This window comes from Nocardia niwae NBRC 108934 = DSM 45340, assembly GCF_001613465.1.
GTDB lineage: Bacteria > Actinomycetota > Actinomycetes > Mycobacteriales > Mycobacteriaceae > Nocardia > Nocardia niwae.
The window spans coordinates 14,606-37,026 of sequence record NZ_BDCK01000031.1 but is presented as its reverse complement, the minus strand read 5'-3'; the positions used below and the strand labels follow the sequence as shown (position 1 = coordinate 37,026).

Here is a 22,421-nt window from a genome sequence, read left to right as displayed (position 1 = left end):
CCTGGAGGAAACCCCATGGCATCCGATCTCTCCTTCGCCGCGTTCGACGTGGAGACGGCCAATCCCAAACGCGGCAGCATCTGCGCGATAGGCGTCGCCATCGTGCGCGGCGGCGTCCGGACAGGCACCCACACCTGGCTGTGCAAGCCCCCGTCCGGGATCGGCGAATTCTCTCCGTACAACATGCGGGTACACAAGATCACGCCTCGCGACGTCGCCGGTCAGCCCGGGTTCGCGCAGCGACTGCCCGAGGTGCTGGCAGTGGTAGGCGACTTGCCGGTGGTCGCCCACAACGCCGCCTTCGACATGGACAACCTCACCCGCGCTTGCGCCTTCGGCGGCGCCGACCTGCCGGACTGGCTGTACGGATGCACGTATACCTGGTCGAAACGGCAACTGTTGCTGGAGAAATACCGGTTGCCGTACGTCGCGGGCGCTCTGGGCGTGGTCCTGAGCAACCACCATGACGCGGGCGCCGACGCGGCGGCCACGGCCGATATCGCCATCCGGCTCGCCGCCCTCGCGGGTGCCCGCAGCATCGCCGACCTGGCGCTGACCGCCGGAAGCCCGCTCGAACAGCTCGGCAGGGCGCGTCATCGCGCAGGCCGGTGAATTCGTTCGTCATCCCCACCACCGCCGAAGGAACTTCATGCGCACAACCACCGTCACCGCTGCCCTCGTCGCCATAGGGTGCGCGATCGCCATCGCCACAGCGGGTAGCGCGTCCGCTGAGGCTCACGTCCGCCACTACTCCGGTTACGGAGCCGAATTCGCCTGCAATGCCGACAAGGCCGCACTCGGCAGCGTGCCGAACGCGGTCGTTCTCTGCGACCGGCTGAACAACCGCGTCTACCGACTCTCGATCGTCCCGCACAGCGAGATTCCGCTGCACCTGCTCACGCTCATGGCGACCGGGAGCTTCGACGGCCTTTCGTGAGGGCTGCTCGAGCGCCATCGAGGGGCCGCTCGCCTCCAGCTCCGAGGTGGCGCAATCACGCCCCTCGACACGCTCAGCGCACTATCCTTCCGCACGAATTACTCTGAAACACAGGAGATTTGACTATGTACGACAACCACATCGGCCTCCAAGAGCACGACGGTCTGGATAAGGCTCTCGCGGCCGCCTCCGGCGACGCGGCAGCGGCCGGTGCCCGCGTATTTCCCTGCACCGTGTTCCGCCAGGGACGGCGGACCATGATCTCGACCTCGTTCCCGTACGCTTTCCTCGCCCGCCAGGTCGTGTCCGAGTCGGTCGAGAAGGGTGGCGACCCGGCCAATACGACGAACCGGCCGCTGATGACCGACCACGTGAAGAACATCAACAGCTACGTCCGCGAGAATCCCGAGGACTACATCCTCCCGCCGGTCACCCTGAACGCTCGCCAGCTGCCCGCCTTGCACGTCCCCCGCGGCAACTTCAAGAACCGACTCGGCTTCATGGTGATCGGCGACGACGTCCGCTTCTACGTCACCGATGGACAGCACCGCATCACCGCGATCAAAGGCCACGGCGCCGGCCGCTCCGCCATCCCCGGGCTGGTCGATCTGGAAGCCGGTTTCGAGAACGACTGCCTCGCGGTGTTGATCGTCGTCGAGGACGACCTCAAGCGCATTCACCAGGACTTCGCCGATGCCGCCCAAACCAAGCAGATCCCGGCCAGTCTCCTCGCCGTGTACAACACTCGAGAACCCGTCAATGGCGTTCTCGCCGATCTGGTCGACCGGACTCGATTCTTCCGCGGCCGCGTCGATTCCACTTCCAAGACTCTGCCCAAGGCATCGCAGTCGGTGTTCCTTCTCAACCAGGTCCGCCAGTTCGTCAAGGAACTGTTGTTCGCCGACTACGCGCTCGCGGAGGATTCCGTAGCCAGGCAGAGCGCCCAGCTCATCGGCGACAAGGCCGCCCGCGACGAGCTCGTCACCGACGCGGTAACGCTCGTCGAAACCATGTCCGATCACATGGACCCTTGGCAGGAGATCTGCGCGCTGCCCACCAGCGGCGGCCCGGCCAACCGCGTGGCCGACTTCCGGCAGAAGTACGTGAACATGACCGCGACCGGGCTGGTCATCATCGGACGCGTCGCCTACGAAATCCGCAAGAGCCCCGATCTCGACTGGCGCCTGCACCAGTACAAGCGCCTGGCGACCGAGATCGACTGGCGACGCAGCGCGACGATCTGGCAGAACAGCATCCTGTCGGTGGACGGCAAGGTCGCCACCCAGCGCGGTCCGGTCCGCGAGGCCTCGAACCGCGTCAAGAGGCAGCTGGACCTGCTGTCCGATCGGGACTGATTGTGGTTGGCCAGCGGGATCTCATCCATCGGCTGGTTCAGCTGCCGCAGAGTTCCCGCAGCACCGCCGCCTGCGGAAACGGCCGAAGCCGACCACTTCGCCGCAGGTCGGCGAAGCCAGCCGCAGAAGGCCAGGCAGGGCGAGAGCGTCAACGCCTGCTCCAGGCCGGAGGCGAATTTCCGCGATCCGGACCGCATAACTCGCGGCGAGTCGATTCCGACGGCACGATCGCCCGTTCGATGGATACGGACCGGAACGGGCAGCGAGAGAGGTAACCATGGGTCCGAGTCCGCAAGATGTGGCGCGAAGGGCCTCCGCGAAGAAGTCCTCGTATTCCGAAGATCCCTACCGGTCGTTCGCCCACTTCAAGGCCTACAGCTCTTCGCTGGAGATAATCACCCGCGAATTCGAGACCTGGCTGGCGAGCAAGAGAAAGTGGGCGGTTGATCTGACCGTCCCTGGGTTCCGAGAGGACAACGGACGCTCGTTGGCCATCGTGCGTCACTCCCTCGAGAACATCGACCTGCTTCGGTTCCGGTTGACGGAGGATGATCCCGCCACCGGAATCTGGACCACCGATTTCGCGGCCGGTGCACCGAAGGCCGGAGGCGCCGGCTGGTTCCTGCTGCAAGTCAGCAATAGTCGCAATAACTGGGTGGCCGTGCCCCGAGTCGCGCCGGGGCTGGTAGATGTGCTGCCGATCCAAACCCAGGAGTCCTTGCATCTGACCCCCCAACCGCAACGTGTCAGTGTCCATGGGGTAGAGGATTTGGCCGCTCGGGTAACCGATCCCGATCGGCACGGTCTCATTTTCATCGCCGGTTCCGATGGCGAACTGCCGTTCGACAAGTTCTACACCGGAGTGGGTGAATGGACGCAGCAGGTCGTCGGGCTGGCCGAAGTCGCAGTCCTCGATCCGCTCGCGACTACGGAATTCCGCGCAGCGATGGGCGACCAGCATGCCGTGTCGCCCTGGACCATCCGAAATTTTCTTCCGGGTGCGGACCCGGCCACTCCCGATGATCATCTCAGGCATCGCTATCTGACCGTCGGCACTCTCGTCAGCCTTACCGAACCAGCGCTCAAACGACTGCTCGGCCGAATCGCACGCAGTCATTCGATCACTCGGAAACTTCCACCTGACGTACTCAAGTATCTTCGAACGCTGGACCGAGTAGAGAACAAATATGTGATCGAGGGGTTGGCGCCGACAGCGAAGCCGCCTCAGGTCACTGAAATTCCCGTGACCTCGGAGAGGGAGCGTCCAGCCGAGCCCGCCGTGACGAAATCGGTCACGCATGCAGACCGGGTCACCCATCAGCCCGAAGACAATGCGCAGCAATCGCTACGGCTCGTAATGGATGTCCTCGGAGTCGAGGCAATTGATCGAGCGACTCTCGAATCGATCAAGGCGCGGGCCAACCCCGGTACCGATCCAGCCGCGTTACACCGGACGAATCAACTTCTCGAACAGAAGCAGGAGCAACTCGACGCACTCGAAGACCAGATCGCCGAGCTACGTGAAAAAGTTGATTATTGGCAGCTCGAGTATGGTGTGGAGTTCGAAGAACGTCAGCGTCTTTCCGATGAAACGCGCTGGCTGCGCAAGGAACTGAGAGCCGTTCAGGCATTCGATATAGCAAGCTCTCTCACTCCACTATCCGAGATAACCGCCTATCCCGACTCCTATATCGAACTGGTGGAAATGATAGGCAAGATGGCGAGCGAAGGTGTGGTTTTCACCGGCGATCCGAAGTCATGCCTCGAGCTGGAGCCATGCGACCAGCTCGGCGCATCCGCACGAGTCGGGTGGAAAGCTGTACTGGCACTACGCGACTATATCCGTGCCAGAAACGACGGCGCATGGTCTGGCAGCGTTCACGACTACCTCTCTCGGACTCCGAACGGATACCAGACGGTTTCGATCAAAAAGCATGCAGCCAGCGAATCACCGACAACCATGCAGCAGTGGGGCCATCAGCGGCGTTTTCCTGTCCCTAAGCATGTATCCCCGAGTGGTTGGATCGAAATGCAAGCCCATTTTCGACTCGGTCAGATAGGGATGGTCAGTCCTAGAATGTATTACCTGGACCGCTGGCCTAAAGATGGAAAAATATATATAGGATACATCGGTCGTCACTTGAGGAACACCAAGACGAACTGACTCGAGAAAGTCGGTACTTTGCGTCGCCTGAGGTCACGCCATATGGCCCCCGGACCACGGGCCGGGATGCGCGCGGCCCCTATCGACAGCTCTATGAATCGGAAGTCTTCATCCTGTCCAATATCCGGGGCTGCCATTGATAGAACCAACTGAACTTGTAGGACTCTCCGTCGGGCGACGAGGTGGCGGCATAGGTGAACCGACGGTCGGTCGTGCTGAACGGCACTTTGTCGGCGAGTTTTTCGAAGCGCGGGTCGATAGGAACCGGCAGCGTTGCCGGGTCCGGTGTTATCACGGGGAAACAGAGACGCTCGATCCGGGGCGAATCCCAGCTGATGGTGGCGTATATATCGAAGGCATTCTCGGTGAGCGAGAGAAAATCATCGCTCGGGTCCGGAAGTCCGGCATCCCGGTGCAGCGACACGATGGCGCGGGGTTCGAAGCACTCGGCCGGCAGTCCGGGGAAGTATACGTTCATCGTCTTGTCGTGGTAGTCGATGCCGAGCAAGCCGACTTTGTCCTCCAGACCGTGCCGTGCGAACATGCGGGCGTGGTCGGCGAGACTGGGCGGCATGGATGACAGTTCAGCAAGCTCCGACACCTTTTGCATGCCATCGGCTGGAAAGAACGGCCAGATTTTTTTGAAGCCGCCGACTACACCGATGTCTATCCCGTAACTGTGGATGGGGCACCTCTTCCGGACCTGATCCAGCAGAGCGCCGACCGGGTGATCGGTCTCGGGAAGGAGTTCGTTGGAGCGGGCGATGTCGTAAGGGTCGATGTCGTTGGGCAACGTCAAGAAGCGGTAGTCGAGGTCTCCCGAGCAACGGGCGTCGGTGACCACTCTGAGAGAGATCACCGACCGTGTGAGCATCGCGCCGTATGCGGTAAAAGTGGGCCGTACAGCTTCTCGGGTGCAGGGCACGTTCAACAGCCGCGCGGATTTCTCGATGGCCGCATAGAGATCGTCCAGCTCGGATTCGATAGTGGTGAACACGCGTCCTTCCAGAGATCGGTGCTATGAGCGACAGCACGGTTCCGCCAATTCCTCTCACCCAGAACGTATGTCGAGTTCGGGAGTCGAATGGCGAACGCAGGCAGCACTCTACGCCGCGGTGTAGGCGTTGGCTATCGGTCCAGGCGGCCGCGGGGCAGTGATCGTCCGCGGGGATGCGCAGGTCGTCGATTTGCGAAGTCTCCAGCGGCGCATTGGACCGCTGGAGAATTCGCGTGGGGTCGGGAAACCAGGAAGGTACAGCTCGGCGGGAGCAACAGGGGCGCCAGGGACGGGAAGGAACGGCAGCGGGCGTTCGTACACCACGCAGGCGCCGGCTGGACGATCCTGAGGCGACTTCTGCACCAGGCCCAGTACCAGTTCGCCCGAAGTCGGCGGCACCACCTCGAGGTTTTGGCCAGAAGCTGGTGTCCCCCTATCACTCGTGACGCGGACCATAATCGATGCCCGTTGCCCGCCGCGATCCTGGAACGGCTCTATGTGGCACTTGCCGGACCCGATGTGCGCACGGACACCACACGCCTACGCCGTAGTGTGGAGTGATCGGGGATCGGGCAGCACCCGAAACTCGATCCGCAACTATCACGCTGACGTGGCGGCCAGCGTTGATATCGCTATTGCACTCGCTGGCTCAACCAGCGCGAATAGTGGCGCCGACCCGTTGTGACCCAGCTCATCCTGCGCTGACAAATCCGACGGGACACCGACCGGCGGCCGGCACCGAACCAGCCCGCTGGCAACCACAAGAGCGGTCGAGGCCGGGGCGGCACCCGCGTCGACGAGCTATTGGCGAGGGGGAAAGGATTCGTTACTCATCCACGCCCACGGGGCGGTTGGTTCTGGCGGTGTTGGTTGTTCCTCGGCCGTGCCGGTTTGGGGAGTGCCGGTGCGTGCCGGGCCCAGCAAGACGCCCAGGTCGACAACGGCCGTGCAGTAGTTGTCGGTGTCGTCGAGAACTCGTCGTGTGGCGAGGTCACCGTTACGGACCAGCGGCGCGAGCTCTTGTGGCAGGCTGGAGCCGACCATCGGGCGGCCGTCGGCCCCGATTAGAGGCAGGTCGATTCCGTAGGTGAGTCCCGTGGCAGTTAGCCGCAAGTAAATCCGGCACACCCCGGGATTGATCAACATGAATCCGGCGAAGGTGTACAGGTCCTCGAACCACGGGACTCCGCCGCCGTGGACGAGGATGCTGAATAGGCTGAACAGGCGCTGGTCAGCGTAGACGGGCACGGCGGTATTGTCGAAGCCGGTTTCGGATGCCGTGACCACAACGTTGCCGTGGTTGTCACGCGGATGGTGTTGGTAGGTGCGTTGAAGATCGGCGACCGTCGGCGCGACGGTGAAGCGCATATGATCCACTGCTGCATCCACGTCCAACCCGGTCCCCTCCGCGGTCAGATCGAAGTCGACCGCGACCGCGCTGGACAGATCCGTGGCAGTGGACAGCGCTATTCGCGCGTGTGTGGCATCGGCGCGCACGACACCACGCACCCGCGCTCCCGTGGGAGGCAACGGACCAGGCGGAGCGAGCACGAGCGGGATCGTGCTGCACAGCAGGAAATCGAACTTCGCGTCGGCGGTGCCGGTCGTCATTAGCTTCTTCCAAGTGTCGACTCGTTAGGAGGCTAGACCTTGTTGACCCAGTCCGGACACCGATCGTAGCCCTCGCAATAGGCAGTGATGACGCCGATGTTCTTGCCGTCGCCGGTAGCGTAACGGCGGTCGTCGGTGCGTGTCGCGGCCTGCACGATGACCCGGATGGTGATGTGGATCTTGCCCCTGGGATCCACGGCGTAAGAGATGTACTCCTGGCGGGCACCCAAGTCCTTGTCGGGCTTGTGGGTTTGGAACGCGGCATGGATCGGCGTACGGGACGTCAGGTTGTGCCGACCCGCGTAGTGTTCCCATCCAAGATCTGGTTCGTTGCCGATCCGCACCGGAGTGCTCACCCCGCGCAGATCGTTTTCGTCCCAGAGTATCGTCGACCAGTCATTCTGGTTCTGCCGCGTACGCCACCCAACCGCAACGATCTCAGCGGAACGCGTCACGCTCCCTTGGGGCGTGCCCCACCTCGCAAGATACTCAGCCCTCGCCATGAACACCAGGCCCGGACCGGGCCCCTCAGCGACGGCGACGCCCGTCGACATCGGCACCGTCAGCGCCACGATCACAAAGAGCCTCCGCAGGACACGCCGCAGCGTCGACGTCATGCCCTCATCCTTGGTCTGCGACCGCCGCAATGATACTGCCATCGAATTCCCTCCCCTTTGCAGCGAATCATGCTTGTACGGACTGATTCGCTATCCAAACGATCGTGAGTCGCAGCGGAGCTGCGAACCACTCACCGCAGCCGTGCCGCGCAGCCGGTTTGCTGGTGGATGGCGCCCATCAGCAGCTGTGGCGGGACATGCTCGAGCACCGCTGCCGAGTCAGTTGATTTGGCCTGAAGCACACCAGTTCTCGTCAACGTGGCCTCGCTTCCTTTCTGTCCCGTCATTAGATTGAGACGTCGGTCGAGCGAGATCGGTTCCAATCAATTCGAGAAATCTGACAGAACTCTTTCGGAGCGGCCCTCGTCCCAGCATGGGCCAGGTTGACCACCGACATCGCAGGCCGCCGAAAGCGTCGGCAAACTGGACGCCATACCGGTGCGCTGACCTCGATCCCCACCTCGAGGTCGAGGTCTGACCCAACTGTGGTAAATGCCGGGCCATCAGTGCGGACGGTTACCGAGTGCGTCGAACACTAAGCGCCCTGCAACGTCGTACCATCCGCCATCCGAGCCCCGCGTGTAGACGACTTCGCCGTTCGCGTCGCGCCACGTGCCTGCTTCGAGGGTCCAGCCTTGTAACGGAAACCGATCGCGCCCCCGCTGGGAAGCACGCGAATCGCGGCGTGCCCCGCCGCAGAAGTCAGCACTTGGGCGTGCGCGGAGTGCACAACGGCAGCAGGTTCATGCGGCCAGGGGTTTCCGTGACGGGCGGCGGTGGAGGAACTGCCTCGGTGGTGAGCACCGGGGCTTGTGTGGGTTGCACAGCGCCGCCCGTGGGGGTCGAGCAGGAGGCGGCCAGTAGCCAGATCATGCCGATGACGAGCAGGATCAGTGCCACCGCGGCGATCTGTTGTGAGCGGTGGCTGCGTGGCTTCGATTTCTCGGAGGTGCGGCCGGGGATGCGCGCGGACAGTGCGGTTATCTGGTCGCGAACCGCGATTCGTGGACGGTCGAGCACAGCGGTCTGCGCGGGGCGGCGCAGTGGCTGCGGTTCGGGGGTGGGCGTGGCCCATGCTGTAGGCCGGCTCGGCTGAGGCGCCTGCGGCGGGCGCGGGCGCAGCGGCCGGTCGGGGGTGGGCTCGATCCACGACGACCAGCTGTCCGTGAACGACGACGGTGCGGGGGCTGACTGCACAGCCGAATCGACATCCTCCTCGGCGGGCGGGGGTTCTGGTTCAGTTCGTTCCAGTGCGTGAGGCTCAACTGCGGCGGGGCGTATCGACGCCACGTGTCCGGCGGCGAAGCGTTCCGTCGCATAGGAACGCGGCTCGGCTATTTCTTCCGGTGCGGGCCTCGCCGCGAGTCGACCTTCGAAGCGCGGCGGCTCCGGTTGGTCACCTTCTGGCACGCCGGGCGCGAACGGCCGCGCGTCCGCGATAGGCGAGGCCGACTGGCGCTCTTCGTCTCGTGCGTACGAACGAGGTGTCGTACCCGACGGCGCGGGCATCGATGAGAGCTCCGGCACGAAGAATTCCGGCGCGAACGGGTCGGCCTCTATAGGTTGCGTTTGCACCGCCGCGGCGACGGGCGCCTGCGGGGGATGCGACTCGGACGCGGGTACGTCCCGGCTGCCGTCCGAAACAGCCGTGTGCTCGAGCGGCTGCCGAGCCGTCGACGACCTGTCACCCTGCGGAGCGATTTCGGTATCGGACCGCCTCCCGTGCTCGGACTCCGAACCCTCGGGCTCCCCGATATCGGGTTCACGGGCGTCGGCCTGCTTGGGCGTAGACAGCGATGCAGTCGATTGATCTGCTTCCGAGGGATGGTCACCATCGTCTGTGACGTCACGGCTTTCGGTGGCTCGCGTCGATGCGGTGAATCGCGCCGCATCGGGAACAGCGTCCGGCGGCTCGGGCACGGCATCCATCGGCGGTGCGTCCGAACCAGGCGACTCGTCGGCGTCGTCCTCTTCGGTAGACGGCCTGTCCTCGAGTTCAGGAGCCTTTCGCGTAACACTCTCCAGCGCCGCAAACGTCCCCGCCCGCCACTTCCGCTCCCCCGGAAAACCGTCCGCGACCAGGTCGTCGACGGTGATCTGGTCGCCCAGGTTCAAGTCCGTCAGCAGGGCGTGCGTGCGTTCGGCGGTCCAGATGAGCTTGCGGCTCGCGGTGCGGTGGAACCAGGCGCGCAGGTCGGCCTGCCCGGCTCCGAGCACCACCGCGCAACCGCGCCTGCGCGACTCGATGTTCAGCGTGAGGTTCGAACCCTTGGGCGGCACCACGACGATCAGTCCGTCGACGAATGCCTCGGCATTGTGCTTGCGCACCAGCGCCTTCAAGTTGAAGACGTTGTTGGTCACCTGGTCGAACGGGCTGCTGTCGTGGTCGCGCACGTGGATCGGGTCGCCCGCGTAGCCGGACAGCCGCCAGCGGCCGTTGGCCTGCACCGACAGGACACCGCTCGTCGCCTCCGGGACGGTGCCCTTGACCTCGACGACGACCGCGGCTCTGGGGGTGATCACCACCAGATCGGCTTCCTGCGTTTCGTCCTTGCGCTCGCGGTCGGGTAGGTAACACCCCGAGATCGCGAGTCCCACAATGACGTACTGGCCGGTCCAGCTCCGCATCCAGTCGAGCACGCGCTGTTCGGATCGCGGCGCCGTCGTTCGTTCATTGATAACCAACATCGGCGGCCTCCATCGCCGTCCCACACCATCGACCACACAACGGTATGCGGCGGGATTTCCGACACCAAATCGAAAGGCACTGGAGCAGAGGGGTATTGGCAGCACAAGGGCATGCGGAGTGCGGCGCGTGGGCAGCACCACACTCGTGGCCCGCCTGTCGGCCCTCCGGCGAGGCGGGCGCCAGAGATCCGCCCGGGTCACAAAACTTGCGACTATCGACCCGGGCGGTCCGCGGCAACGCAGCACTCGGGCCACATCCGGGCGCGTCACTCTCAGCCCCTGAGGCCGACCATCCGTAGCCTCGCTGCCATCACTGGCAGATCAACGCCGACGCACTCGGCAGATCGTCGGCGGTTACTTCGCAAATCACCCCGTATGGCGCGGCAGATAGACGCCACACCCCTCGGCAGACCGACGCCCGAACCTTCGGCAGATCGACGCCCCAACCTTCGGCAGATCGACGCCCTAACCTTCGGCAGATCGACGCCAGAGTGTTCGGCAGATCGACGACGCGAACCGTAGGATAGCTTCATGCGCGAAGCCGTGGACTACCTCCCCCGTCGAGCATCCGCACTGGTAGCGGAGGCGCTCTCGGATACCCGTGTCGTCATTATCAATGGTGCGCGCCAAACCGGTAAGAGCACTCTCGCCGAACGTTGCTTGAACGAGCAGGAGAATGTTGTCAAGCGGTACCTCGACGACCCCCGCACGCGCGCCTCTGCCACCGCGGATCCCGTCGCCTTTCTCGATCATCCCGGCACGATGCTGGTCGACGAAGTGCAGCGAGTTCCCGAGTTGTGGCTGGCGATCAAGAACACCGTCGACCGCGACCCTCGACCGGGTCGATTTCTGTTGACGGGCTCAGCCCGCTTGCTCGGCTTGAGCGAACTTCCCGACGCGCTACCAGGCCGCTCGGAAACCATCGAACTATTCCCGCTGTCACAGGGCGAGATCACCAGCGCCCCCGACGGTTTCGTCGATGCCGCGTTCGCTGAGGGTAACCGCCTGCGGATACCCCCTTCGGACCTGCGTCGCCGCGACTACCTGGCTCTCGCCGCTCGTGGGGGCTACCCCGAGGCCATCCGCCGCACGATGCCGCGCCGCCGGTCACAGTTCTTCAAGTCCTATCTCGACGACATCATGAGCCGCGACGTACGACAAGTGGCCGATATCCAGCGCAGCTCCGATATGCGCAGATTGGTCGCGATGGCGGCGGCACAGAGCGGTGGATTGCTGAACTACCGGAGACTGTCCTCCGATCTCGGCGTTCCTGTCACGACCGTTCGCGAGTACATCGGCCTGCTGGAGGTCATCTATTTGATCCGGCTGATTCCAGCTTGGTCGGCGAACGCGACCGCGCGGGCGATCGCGACGCCGAAACTCGTCTTCAATGACTCGGGCCTCGCAGCGCACCTCCTGACCGGAATCACCAACGATGCGACCACCGGCGGCCTGGTGGAAACATTTGTACTCGGTGAGCTCACGCGCCAGCTGACTTGGAGTCAGACCATTGCTCGGTTGCACCACTACCGCGACCGCGACGGCTACGAGGTGGACGCGATCCTCGAGGACAATGCGGGCCGCATCGTCGCCATCGAGGTCAAAGCGGCCGAAACCATACGTACCGAGGACTTTCGAGCCCTACGACTCCTACAACGCCGCTTGGGCGACCGATTCCACGCCGGATTCGTCCTCTACTGCGGCGACCAGCAGCTTCCCTTCGGCGACGGGCTGTCCTGCCTTCCGATCAGCGCACTGTGGACCACGCCGTCGACCTGACGCATCCGGAGGCAAACCGAAACTTCGTCAACCCCGCAGCGCGGCAGCCAGCGCCGGATCCACCGAGAACGCTATGGCGATCAACGATTCGACCAGCAGGTCGAGCAACTCGTCACGGGAGATGGGTTCGGAGCGCAGCCAGGTGAGCGTCGATTCCTCGACGAACGCGATCCAGCCGCGCATCGCGAGCATGAGGCGGGGGTGGTCCGCTTCGGTGACCGGAACCGGGGTCTCGGCGAGGATGATGCCGATGATGGCGTCGCGGGTCTGGTCGACCAGCGGGGCCAATTCCGGGCTGACACTGGTCGGGCCACGCAGGAGCGTCAGGTATGAGGTGCGGTTCTCGGTGACGTACTCGATGTAGCGCTCGATGGAGTCGCGCAGCATCTCGAACAGACCGAGGCTGCGGTCCGGGGCGACGCGCTCGAGCAGTTCGGCGTTGGCGTGGCGCACGATCGCCAGCTGGAAGTCCTGCTTGGTCGGGAAGTAGTGGAACAGCAGGCCGCGGGAGATGCCGGCCTGGGCGGCGATCTCGCTGACGGAGATGTCCTCGATCGACCGCTCGCCGAGCATCTTGGCGCCCAAGGTGATCAGCTGCTCGCGGCGCTCGCCGGGGCTCAGCCGCGTGCGCTTGGGGGCGTCTCCCTGGGTTCTGGTCACGCGGCCATCCTACTGAACGGTGGTCAATACACTGTTGACTCGTGCTCAATAGCACCGTAGGCTGCGTTACATGAGTCGCAAGGTTACAGACAAAGCTGTCGCCGACCGGCCCACGCGCCACGCCAGGACGATCATCATCGGCAGCGGGTTCGCGGGTCTGGGTCTGGCCATCCGGCTGGCCCAGCAGGGTCGCAACGACTTTCTCGTACTGGAGCGCGGCAGCGACGTCGGCGGCACCTGGCGCGACAACACCTACCCCGGCGCGGCCTGCGACGTCCCCTCGCACCTGTACTCGTACTCGTTCGCGCTGAACCCGGACTGGTCGCGGTCGTTCTCCCGGCAGGGCGAGATCCAGCGGTACATCGAGGACGTGTCGAAGCGCTACGACGTGCGCGACAAGCACATCTTCGACTGCGACGTGACCAACGCCCGGTGGAACAACGAGACCGCCCGGTGGGACATCGAGTCGAGCAAGGGCAGCTTCACCGCCGACACGGTGGTCTCGGCGGTCGGCGCGCTGTGCGAGCCCGCGCTGCCGGACATCAAAGGCATCAACGAGTTCGAAGGCGAGATCTTCCACTCCGCGCGCTGGAATCACGACGCCGACCTGACCGGCAAGCGGGTCGCCATCATCGGCACCGGCGCCTCGGCCATCCAGATCGTGCCCGCCATCGCCCCGAAGGTCGGCCACCTGGACGTCTACCAGCGCACCGCGCCGTGGCTGCTGCCGCGGCTGGACCGCCCGTACACGAAGGCGGAGCGGCTCGCCTTCAAGCACGTGCCGGGTCTGCAGCGACTATCCCGCGCCGCCATCTACGCCGCCCGCGAGACCCAGGTGGTGGGGCTGGCCAAGGTTCCCGCCCTGATGCAGGTGTTCGAGGCGATCGCGAAGGCCAAGCTGCGCTACGAGATCCGCGATCCGCAGCTGCGCGCCAAAGTGACGCCGAACTTCCGCATCGGTTGCAAGCGCATGCTGATCTCCAACGACTACTACCCCGCGCTGTCGCGCCCCAACGTCGACGTGGTCACCGACGGCATCGCCGAAGTGCGCGCGAACTCGATCGTCACCGAGGACGGTACCGAGCGCGAGATCGACGCACTGATCGTGGCGACCGGCTTCCACGTCACCGACTCGCCCACCTACGACACGATCACGGGACGCGACGGCCGCACCCTGTCGGAGGTGTTCGACGAGATCGGCCAGCAGGGCTACAAGGGCTCCTCGATCGCGAACTTCCCGAACATGTTCTTCCTGCTGGGCCCGAACGTCGGGCTCGGGCACACCTCGATGGTGTACATGATCGAATCGCAGATCAACTACGTCGCCGACGCGCTGGCTACCATCGACCGCCTCGACCTGCGTACCGTGGAAGTGCGTCGCGACGTGCAGGATGCCTACAACGCCGACCTGCAGGCGAAGCTGGCCCGCAGCGTCTGGCTCACCGGCGGGTGCTCGAGCTGGTACCTGGACAAACACGGCAACAACACCACACTGTGGCCGGACTTCACCTTCGAATTCCGTCGGCTGACCAGAACGTTCGACGTGTCGGCGTACGACATCTCCATTTCCCGAGCTGATTTGAAAGCGGTAGCACAGTGAGCAGTGACGCTTACTTCCAGAACAAGGTATGTGTGATCACCGGAGCGGGCTCCGGGATCGGCCGGGCGCTGGCGGAGAACCTGGCCCGGCGCGGCGCCAAGCTGGCGCTGTCGGACATCGACGTCGACGGCCTCGCCGAGACCGTGCGCCGCTGCGAGCAGCTCGGTGCGCAGGTCAAATCCGACCGCCTGAACGTGGTCGAGCGCGAAGCCGTGATCCTCTACGCCGACGCGGTGAAGGCGCACTTCGGCATCGTGCACCAGGTGTACAACAACGCGGGCATCGCCCACCACGGTGAGGTCATCCGGTCGGAGTACAAGGACTTCGAGCGCGTGATGGATGTCGATTTCTGGGGCGTCGTCAACGGCACCAAGGCGTTCCTGCCGATGGTCATCGAGTCCGGTGACGGCCACATCGTCAACGTGTCGAGCTTGTTCGGCCTGATCGCGATCCCCGGCCAGAGCGCCTACAACGCCGCCAAGTTCGCGGTGCGCGGCTTCACCGAGTCGCTGCGCCAGGAGATGCTGGTCGCGCGGCACCCGGTCAAGGTCACCTGCGTGCATCCCGGCGGCATCAAGACCGCGGTCGCGCGCAACGCCACCTACGCCGAGGGCATCGACAGCAAGTCGGCCGCCTCGATGTTCGACAAGAAGCTCGCCATCCACACCCCCGAGATGGCGGCGCAGACCATCACCGAGGGTGTGCGCAAAGGCCACGGCCGCGTGCTGATCGGCTGGGAGGCCAAGCTGCTGGATCTGTTCGTCCGGGTGACCGCGTCGGGCTACCAGCGGATCGCGGCCAACGTCGAACGCCGCTTCCTGCCCTGAGCCGGGATCCGAGGAACGACGAATGCGTGACATCGACCTTCCGCTGCCCTTGGCCCGGGCGGTACTGAATCCGATCTTCCGGGTGACGCTGAACAAGCGGTTGCCCTTCACTGTGCAGCGCAGACTGCTCGACGTGACTTCGCGGGCGCAGCTGTTGCCCGCGGGCGCCGTGGTGCAGCCCCTGCGCCTGGGCGGCAGGCCCGCCGAGCGGATCGGCTTCGCGGACACCTCCGAGCACGGCGCGGTTCTCTATCTGCACGGAGGCGGATACGCGGTCGGCTCGCCTGCGACGCACCGCTCGCTGGCGGCCCGGCTGGCGCGGGACACCGGCTGCGCGGTCTACGTGCTGGACTACCGGCTGGCGCCGGAGCACCCCTTCCCCGCCGCACTCGAGGACGCCGAAGCGGCGTTCCTGCAGCTGGTGGCGAGTTCGGGCCTGCGGCCCGATCAGATCGCCGTCTCCGGGGACTCCGCTGGCGGCGGATTGTCGCTCGCGCTCGCGCAGCGCCTGATCGCCCGGCACGGGCAGACCCCGGCCGCGCTCGGTTTGATCGCCCCCTGGGCCGACCCGAACGAAATCCCGGAGCGGGAACGCGATCTGGTGATCAACAAGCCCTGGTCACGAGCCTGCGCGGCCGCCTACCTGGGCGATGGCGACGGGGCCGACCCCGCCTACGCCCCGCTGACCGGTGAACTGCGCGGCCTGCCGCCCACCTACGTGCAGGTGGACGTCAGCGAGTTGCTGCATCGCCAGTGCGTCGCACTGGTCGCGGCCCTGCGTGAGGCGGGCGTACACGTCCGCTTCACCGAGAGCAAGGGCTTGTGGCACGTCGCTCAGCTGCAGGCCGCGCTGGCCGGGCCCGCGGCGGCCGCACTGCGCGAACTCGCGGAGTTCCTGCGCGAAGCCATTCAACCGGCGGACCTGCGCGAACTAGGATGAAACCCGAGCGGGTCCCCAGCCTGCGGTGATGTACGGAGGCGATTCCGGTGGTCGACCTCACGGCCCTCGCGCAGGTGTCGTAGATTACTGGCGAGTAAACCCACGTGGAAGGGCACTGATGCGAGAGTTCGAAGTCCCGGCTTCCTACACCATTCCGGATGACGCGAACAATTCCGACAACGTCTTCCGCCACGCCGAGCAGTCACCGAACACGGTGCTGTTCAACGTGCCGAACGGCAGTGGCGGCTGGCGGGATGTCACCGCCGCGGAGTTCGCGAAAACCGTCACCGGGGTGGCGAAAGGCCTGATCGCTTCGGGGCTCGAACTCGGCGATCGCGTCGCCATCATGGCCCCCACTCGCTACGAGTGGGCCGTCCTCGACTTCGCGATCTGGGCCGCTGGCGGCTGCACCGTCGCGATCTACGACAGCTCCGCCGCCGAGCAGGCCAAGTGGATCCTCCAGGACTCGGCCACCAAGCTGCTGATCCTCGACAGCGACAAGCACCGCAAGGTCATCGACGAGATCGAAACCGGGTCGCTGCCCGAGCTGCGGGAGATCCTGCAGATCGACAAGGGCGCGCTGGACGAGCTGATCGGCCGCGGCGCCGACCTGGACGACCAGATCGTGCACGAGCGCCGCGCCCAGGTCGGCGCGCAATCGCCCGCCACCCTGATCTACACCTCGGGTACCACCGGACGCCCCAAGGGCGTCATGCTGACCCACGCGAACCTGTACGCGGAGTCCAAGTCCGACCGGATCGCGCTGCGAAAGTACGTCACCGACGGCAAGAAGACCCTCATGTTCCTGCCGCTGGCGCACGTCTTCGCCCGCGCCGTCGCGCTGGCCGCCTTCGACGCGAAGGTGGTCGTCGCGCACACCGCCGACTGGTCCACCCTGGTCGAGCAGTTCGGCAGCTACCAGCCGCACTTCATCCTCTCGGTGCCCCGGGTGTTCGAGAAGGTGTTCAACAGCGCCAAGCAGAAGGCGCACGACGGCGGTAAGGGCAAGATCTTCGACGCCGCCGCCGACACCGCTATCGCGTGGAGCGAGGCGATCGACAACGGCGGACCGGGCATCGGGCTGAAGCTCAAGCACGCGCTGTTCGACAAGCTGGTCTACAGCAAGTTGCGCGCCGCCCTCGGCGGTCAGTGCGAGGCGGCCGTCTCCGGCGGCGGTCCGCTCGGCGCGCGGCTGGGTCACTTCTTCCGTGGCGTCGGCGTGACGATCTATGAGGGCTACGGCCTCACCGAGACCACCGCGGCCATCGCCGTGAACACCCCGGAGCAGATCCGGGTCGGCTCGGTCGGGCGGCCGATCGAGGGCCACGCCGCCAAGATCGCCGAGGACGGCGAACTGCTGTTGCGCGGCTCGGTCGTGTTCAGCGGCTACTGGGGCAACGCGGAGGCCACCGAGGACGCCTTCGAGGACGGCTGGTTCAAGACCGGCGACCTCGGCGCCATCGACGGCGACGGCTTCATCACCATCACCGGCCGCAAGAAGGAGATCATCGTCACCGCCGGTGGCAAGAACGTCTCCCCCGCGTTGCTGGAGGACTCGCTGCGGGCGCACCCGCTGATCAGCCAGGTGATGGTGGTCGGCGACGGTCAGCCGTTCATCGGCGCGCTGATCACACTGGACCCGGAGTCGCTGCCCGGCTGGAAGGAACGCAACAACCTGCCCGCCGACACCCCGATCGAGAAGCTGATCGAGAACCCGGATCTGCTGGCCGAGGTCAACGCGGCGGTGGCCGAGACCAACAACAAGGTGTCGAAAGCCGAGCAGATCAAGAAGATCCGTCTGCTGACCATCGACTGGACCCAGGAGACCGGCGAGCTCACCCCGAAGATGTCGCTCAAGCGCGCGGTCGTGATGAAGCAGCACGCCGACGACGTGGCGAACATCTACAACTGAGCTGATCGCTGGAAGGCGCTGTCCGTTCGCGGGCAGCGCCTTTCGCGTGTCGCGGCTCGTTCGTCCCCCAGGGCATCGCCCGCTGGTCGGCGGCTGCGGCGGCCGAGCGGCAGTAGTCTCGTTCCCATGGCCGATCTGCGACTGCGCGTGGTGGCCGGGATCGTCTCGGCCGGCCTCACGCTGGGCGTGGCCGAACTGGTCGCGGCGTTTCTCGGCCCCGACAGCGCGCCGCTGCACCTTCTCGGCTCGGCCGTGGTCGACCACGCGCCCGACGGGGTCCGGGAATGGGCCATCACCGCCTTCGGCACCGCCGACAAGGCCGCGCTGTATCTGATCATGGGCGTGATCGCCGTGCTGGTCGCCGGAGTGGCCGGAGCGATCGAGCGGACCACCCGGGCGGCTGGGTCGTGGTTGTTCGTGGTGTTCGGGGTGCTCGCGGCGTGGGTCGCGGTGGTCCGAACCGGTCTGTCCGCCGCGTTGCCGACCGTCGTCGGCGTCGCCGTCGGCATCTACTCGCTGCGAGCGCTGACGCGTCGCATCGACGCGGCGGGAGCAGAGTCTGCCGCGGACACCCACGAGTACGCAGCGCGGACCGATGGGTTGGCGTTCACCCCCGGCGGCGGGAATGGAGGGCAGCGTCGGCGTGCGCCCGGCATCGGCGATACGTCCGACGCCGCCGACGGGGTCGGCGCAAGCGCCGGTACGGTTCCGGATCTGCCCGGAGCTGACGGAAGCACGAAAGCCCCAGACGCTCAGGCGAATCGAACCAGTTCGGCCGGGACGGGGGCGACCGCACCGGCGGACTCGGCGTCGAGCGCCACCGAGCCGTCCTCCGCGGTGGCCGGCACGAGTCCATCTCCGGCTCCCGAGCGCAGGCGAGTCCTACAGGGGCTACTGGCGGCAGGTGGATTGGCCGTGGTCACCGGCGTCGGCGGACGCCTGGTTGGCGCCCGCCGCAGCGACGTGTCCGGCGAGCGAGCCGCGGTGCGGTTGCCGGAGCCGTCCGCCCCTGCCGAGCCGGTCGCACCCGGCGTCGATCTCCGCGTACCCGGGCTCACGTCCTACCTGACTCCGAACGACGACTTCTACCGGATCGACACCGCGCTGATCGTGCCGCAGGTGTCCAAGGACGGCTGGTCGCTGCGCATCCACGGCATGGTCGAGCGCGAGATACGGCTCGATTGGGCGGATCTGACGTCTCGCCCGCTGGAGGAACACCTGGTCACACTGGCGTGCGTGTCGAATCCGGTCGGCGGCGACCTGATCGGCAACGCGCGCTGGCTCGGCTATCGCGTGGATCGACTACTGGCCGAGGCGGGGCCCCTGCCGGACGCGGACATGGTGCTCTCGCGCAGCGCCGACGGGTGGACCGCGGGCACTCCGCTGGCGGTGCTCACCGACGGGCGCGACGCCCTGCTCGCGATCGGCATGAACGACGAACCCCTTCCCGTACAGCACGGTTACCCGGCGCGGCTGGTCGTGCCCGGTCTCTACGGCTACGTCTCGGCCACCAAATGGGTGACCGAACTGGAGGTCACCCGCTTCGACCGCGCCACCGCCTACTGGACCCGCCGCGGCTGGTCGGCACTCGGCCCGATCAAGACCGGCACCCGTATCGACACCCCTCGCGCCCGTGGCCGCCTCCAGCCCGGCCGCATTCCCGTCGCCGGTGTGGCGTGGGCCCAGCATCGTGGCATCCGCGCCGTGGAGGTCCAGATCGACAACGGCCCCTGGCAGCAGGCCCGCCTTTCCGAAGAACAATCCGTCGACACGTGGCGCCAATGGGTCTTCGACTGGGACGCCACCTCCGGCCCGCACACCCTTCGCGCCCGCAGCACCGACGGCACCGGCGAGACCCAAACCGCCGAGCGCCGCGACGTGATCCCGGACGGCGCCACCGGCTACCCCTCGGTCACCGTTCAGGTTGCCTGAGCGACCTCACATAGTCGCCGCATCGCTTCTCTCGGAGAGCACAGTTGGTTCCGCCGACGAACATGCCCCGCAGAAGGATGTCTTCTGCGGGGCATGGGCTTTCGAGGGGCTTCAGCCGGCTACGGAGTCGACCTCGACCCGTTCTTTCTCGGGTTGCGCCGGGGCCGCCGCACCGTGGCGGATGAACAGCACCGAGGCGACGACGCCGATGAGCAGGATCGCGGCGGGGAGCACGGTGGCCTGGCTCAGCGCCGTGCTGAAGGAATCCTTGACGAACTCGGGGATCGGACCCCGGCCCGCGCCCCCTTCGGCGACCGGGCCGCCGCCCAGTCCGTTCGCCGTCATCCGGGCCGCCACCAGTGCGCTGATCGCCGCGCTACCGAGCACCGAGCCCACCTGACGGGTGGTGTTGTAGACGCCCGCACCCGCACCGGCCTGCTGGACCGGCAGATTGTGGGTGGCGGTCGCCGCCAGCGGAGCCCAGATACAGGCGTTGGCGAAGCCGGCCAGCGCCGCGGCGAGCAGGAACCAGCTCAGCGACGAGTCCGGCTGCATCAGCGCCGCGAAGCAGAACACCGACAGCGCGAACAAACCGAAGCCGATGGTGGGCACGATCCGGGGGTGCAACTTGTCGGCGAACTTGCCGACCAGCGGCGCCGAGAACCCGGTCACGATGGCCATGGGCGCCAAGACCAGCGCGGACTTGGTCGGCGACATCTCCCGCACGCCCTGCAGGTAGAAGTACGTCGGCACCATCAGGGAGGTCACCGCCGCGCCCATCGCGGCGATCGCGGCATTGGACAGCGCGAAGTTGCGGTCGCGGAACAGGCTCAGCGGAAGCAACGGCTCGCCCTTGTTCCTGGCCTGGTTGACCGCGAACACCGCCAGCACCACCACGCCCGCGGCGATCAACAGCCAGATCCGCAACGACCAGTCGTAGCTGTTGCCCTCCTGGATGCCGAACACCAGCAGGAACATGCCGATGCCGCTGAGCAGCACGCCGGGGATGTCGAACTTGTGCTCGTGCGTGGGCAGCGCGGGCACCAGCCAGACCGCCAGCGCGAAGGCGACGACGCCCACCGGCACGTTCACGATGAAGATCCACTCCCAGCCGAGACCATCCACCAGCACACCGCCGAGGATCGGGCCGACCAGCGTCGCCAACCCCGCGACGCCACCCCACAGACCCATGGCGGCGCCGCGCCGGTCGGGCGGGAAGGTCCTGGTGATCACGGCCATGGTCTGCGGCGTCATCAGCGCGGCGCCGATGCCCTGCGCGGCGCGCGCCGCGATCAGCATGCCGATGGTGCCGGACACGCCGCACCACAGCGACGCCGCGGTGAAGACCGCCAAGCCGATCAGATAGATGTTCTTGGGGCCGAATCGGTCACCCAGCCGCCCCGTGACCAGCAGCGGCACCGCATAGGTGAGCAGGTAGGCGCTGGTCACCCAGATCACCTGCGAGATGTCGGCGTCCAGGCTGGTCATGATCGCCGGATTGGCGACCGCGACGATCGTCATGTCCAGCAGGATCATGAAGAAGCCGACGACCAGCGCGAGTAGCGCCGGCCACGGATTACGTTGTGTGGACATTTATTTCGTTCCTAACTCGGATGATCCGAAAAACTCGGGAGTGGGTTCGCCGCGGCGCCGGGGCGGCACCGGCGGCGAGACCGCGGAGTCGGCGACGGGCTCGGCTCCGGAGCGTGCGCCGGTTGCGGGGTCGAAGTCCTCCCACTCGACTGCGCCGCTGGCCAGTTCGGCGGTGAACTCCTTGACCCAGGTGAGTTCGGCGATGAGGATCGCCCGCAGATAGGGCAGGGAGATCCAATAGCGGCGCGGGACCACGTGCTCTCGGGCCCACGCGCTCAGCATGTCGGTATCGGCCAATTCGGTTTCCAGGACGCCGATTCGTTCGCGCAGCAGCGTGAGCGCCTCCGGCTTGGGCAGATTGTGCAACTCGCCCAGCGCCACCGGGAAGATCGGATACTCCGGAACCGGCCGCCGCACGATCTCGGCGATCCGGTTGCGCAGTGCGTCCCTACCGCGCCCGGTGATCCGGTAGGTAGTGCGCTCGGGCCGGTTGCCTGCCCGGTCGACGCCCTCGGCGCGGACCAATTCCTGGTCGGCCAGCCGGGACACGGTGTGGTACAGCGAGCCGGGCCGCACCTTGACCAGCCTGTCCTCCCGCCGGGCGATCAGCGTTTGGAACATCTCGTACGGGTGCATGGGCCGCTCCTCGAGCAGCGCGAGCACGGCGATGGCCAACGGCGTCACCGGTGGATGCGCCTGCCCTTGCCCCATGCTTGATCACCTCCGTTGCCGAACCGTCCGGGCCGCTCGGCCCCGACGCCGGGAGCCCGCCGCCGACCGGCACGGTATTGCCCGGCGCCGACATGCTC

General features: G+C 66.0%; 17 protein-coding genes. 10 read left to right on the top strand and 7 right to left on the bottom strand.

Annotated elements, in window-relative coordinates; all coding sequences use genetic code 11:
• Positions 1-15 precede the first annotated feature (15 nt).
• The 4 genes from NNI01S_RS22020 (at position 16) to NNI01S_RS22005 (ending at position 4,456) form a co-directional block, all read left to right on the top strand.
• Complete coding sequence (locus NNI01S_RS22020) at positions 16-612, top strand: exonuclease domain-containing protein (protein ID WP_063022029.1); 597 nt, start codon at positions 16-18, stop codon at positions 610-612.
• A gap of 37 nt (positions 613-649) precedes the next feature.
• A complete protein-coding gene (locus NNI01S_RS22015; RefSeq protein ID WP_063022028.1) occupies positions 650-937 on the top strand; it encodes a hypothetical protein in 288 nt (95 codons plus the stop codon).
• Between the two features lie 125 nt (positions 938-1,062).
• On the top strand, positions 1,063-2,292 hold the full coding sequence (locus NNI01S_RS22010; RefSeq protein WP_063022027.1) for a DNA sulfur modification protein DndB: 1,230 nt from the start codon (positions 1,063-1,065) through the stop codon (positions 2,290-2,292).
• A gap of 277 nt (positions 2,293-2,569) precedes the next feature.
• Complete coding sequence (locus NNI01S_RS22005; RefSeq protein WP_063022026.1) at positions 2,570-4,456, top strand: cell division protein ZapB; 1,887 nt, start codon at positions 2,570-2,572, stop codon at positions 4,454-4,456.
• 91 nt (positions 4,457-4,547) lie between these two features.
• Here the strand turns inward: NNI01S_RS22005 and NNI01S_RS22000 are convergent, their stop codons facing one another.
• The 4 genes from NNI01S_RS22000 to NNI01S_RS21985 all read right to left on the bottom strand — a co-directional run bounded on the left by NNI01S_RS22000 (position 4,548) and on the right by NNI01S_RS21985 (position 10,369).
• Entirely contained in the window at positions 4,548-5,453 is a 906-nt protein-coding gene (locus NNI01S_RS22000; RefSeq protein WP_218019244.1) for an aromatic prenyltransferase, read from the bottom strand.
• 801 nt (positions 5,454-6,254) lie between these two features.
• The gene (locus NNI01S_RS21995; protein WP_063022025.1) at positions 6,255-7,064 is read right to left on the bottom strand and encodes a hypothetical protein; all 810 of its coding nucleotides are present in this window, start codon (positions 7,062-7,064) and stop codon (positions 6,255-6,257) included.
• A 32-nt stretch (positions 7,065-7,096) separates the two neighbouring features.
• A complete protein-coding gene (locus tag NNI01S_RS21990; RefSeq protein ID WP_157114911.1) occupies positions 7,097-7,681 on the bottom strand; it encodes a hypothetical protein in 585 nt (194 codons plus the stop codon).
• A 702-nt stretch (positions 7,682-8,383) separates the two neighbouring features.
• Positions 8,384-10,369 carry a nuclease-related domain-containing protein gene (locus NNI01S_RS21985; RefSeq protein WP_063022023.1) on the bottom strand — a complete coding sequence of 662 codons (1,986 nt, stop codon included), beginning with the start codon at positions 10,367-10,369 and terminating at the stop codon, positions 8,384-8,386.
• A gap of 531 nt (positions 10,370-10,900) precedes the next feature.
• Between NNI01S_RS21985 and NNI01S_RS21980 the strand changes: the two genes are divergently transcribed.
• The gene (locus tag NNI01S_RS21980) at positions 10,901-12,148 is read left to right on the top strand and encodes an ATP-binding protein (protein ID WP_063022022.1); all 1,248 of its coding nucleotides are present in this window, start codon (positions 10,901-10,903) and stop codon (positions 12,146-12,148) included.
• A gap of 27 nt (positions 12,149-12,175) precedes the next feature.
• Here NNI01S_RS21980 and NNI01S_RS21975 read toward each other — a convergent pair whose 3' ends face one another.
• Positions 12,176-12,808: a TetR/AcrR family transcriptional regulator gene (locus NNI01S_RS21975; RefSeq protein WP_063022021.1), complete on the bottom strand. Its 633-nt coding sequence runs from the start codon at positions 12,806-12,808 to the stop codon at positions 12,176-12,178.
• Between the two features lie 70 nt (positions 12,809-12,878).
• Between NNI01S_RS21975 and NNI01S_RS21970 the strand changes: the two genes are divergently transcribed.
• The 5 genes from NNI01S_RS21970 (at position 12,879) to NNI01S_RS21950 (ending at position 20,019) form a co-directional block, all read left to right on the top strand.
• Positions 12,879-14,408, top strand: a complete 1,530-nt coding sequence (locus tag NNI01S_RS21970) for a flavin-containing monooxygenase (RefSeq protein ID WP_063022020.1) — start codon at positions 12,879-12,881, stop codon at positions 14,406-14,408.
• A complete protein-coding gene (locus NNI01S_RS21965; protein ID WP_063022019.1) occupies positions 14,405-15,235 on the top strand; it encodes an SDR family NAD(P)-dependent oxidoreductase in 831 nt (276 codons plus the stop codon). The genes NNI01S_RS21970 and NNI01S_RS21965 overlap by 4 nt, the downstream gene beginning before the upstream one ends.
• Before the next feature lie 22 nt (positions 15,236-15,257).
• A complete protein-coding gene (locus NNI01S_RS21960; protein WP_063022018.1) occupies positions 15,258-16,175 on the top strand; it encodes an alpha/beta hydrolase in 918 nt (305 codons plus the stop codon).
• Positions 16,176-16,293: 118 nt separating this feature from the next.
• On the top strand, positions 16,294-18,087 hold the full coding sequence (locus NNI01S_RS21955) for an AMP-dependent synthetase/ligase (RefSeq protein WP_063022017.1): 1,794 nt from the start codon (positions 16,294-16,296) through the stop codon (positions 18,085-18,087).
• Between the two features lie 126 nt (positions 18,088-18,213).
• The gene (locus NNI01S_RS21950; RefSeq protein ID WP_063022016.1) at positions 18,214-20,019 is read left to right on the top strand and encodes a molybdopterin-dependent oxidoreductase; all 1,806 of its coding nucleotides are present in this window, start codon (positions 18,214-18,216) and stop codon (positions 20,017-20,019) included.
• A gap of 111 nt (positions 20,020-20,130) precedes the next feature.
• Here the strand turns inward: NNI01S_RS21950 and NNI01S_RS21945 are convergent, their stop codons facing one another.
• Both NNI01S_RS21945 and NNI01S_RS21940 read right to left on the bottom strand, forming a co-directional pair.
• Positions 20,131-21,612, bottom strand: a complete 1,482-nt coding sequence (locus NNI01S_RS21945) for a DHA2 family efflux MFS transporter permease subunit (RefSeq protein ID WP_063022015.1) — start codon at positions 21,610-21,612, stop codon at positions 20,131-20,133.
• Positions 21,613-22,323 carry a PadR family transcriptional regulator gene (locus NNI01S_RS21940; protein ID WP_084489160.1) on the bottom strand — a complete coding sequence of 237 codons (711 nt, stop codon included), beginning with the start codon at positions 22,321-22,323 and terminating at the stop codon, positions 21,613-21,615.
• Positions 22,324-22,421 lie beyond the last annotated feature (98 nt).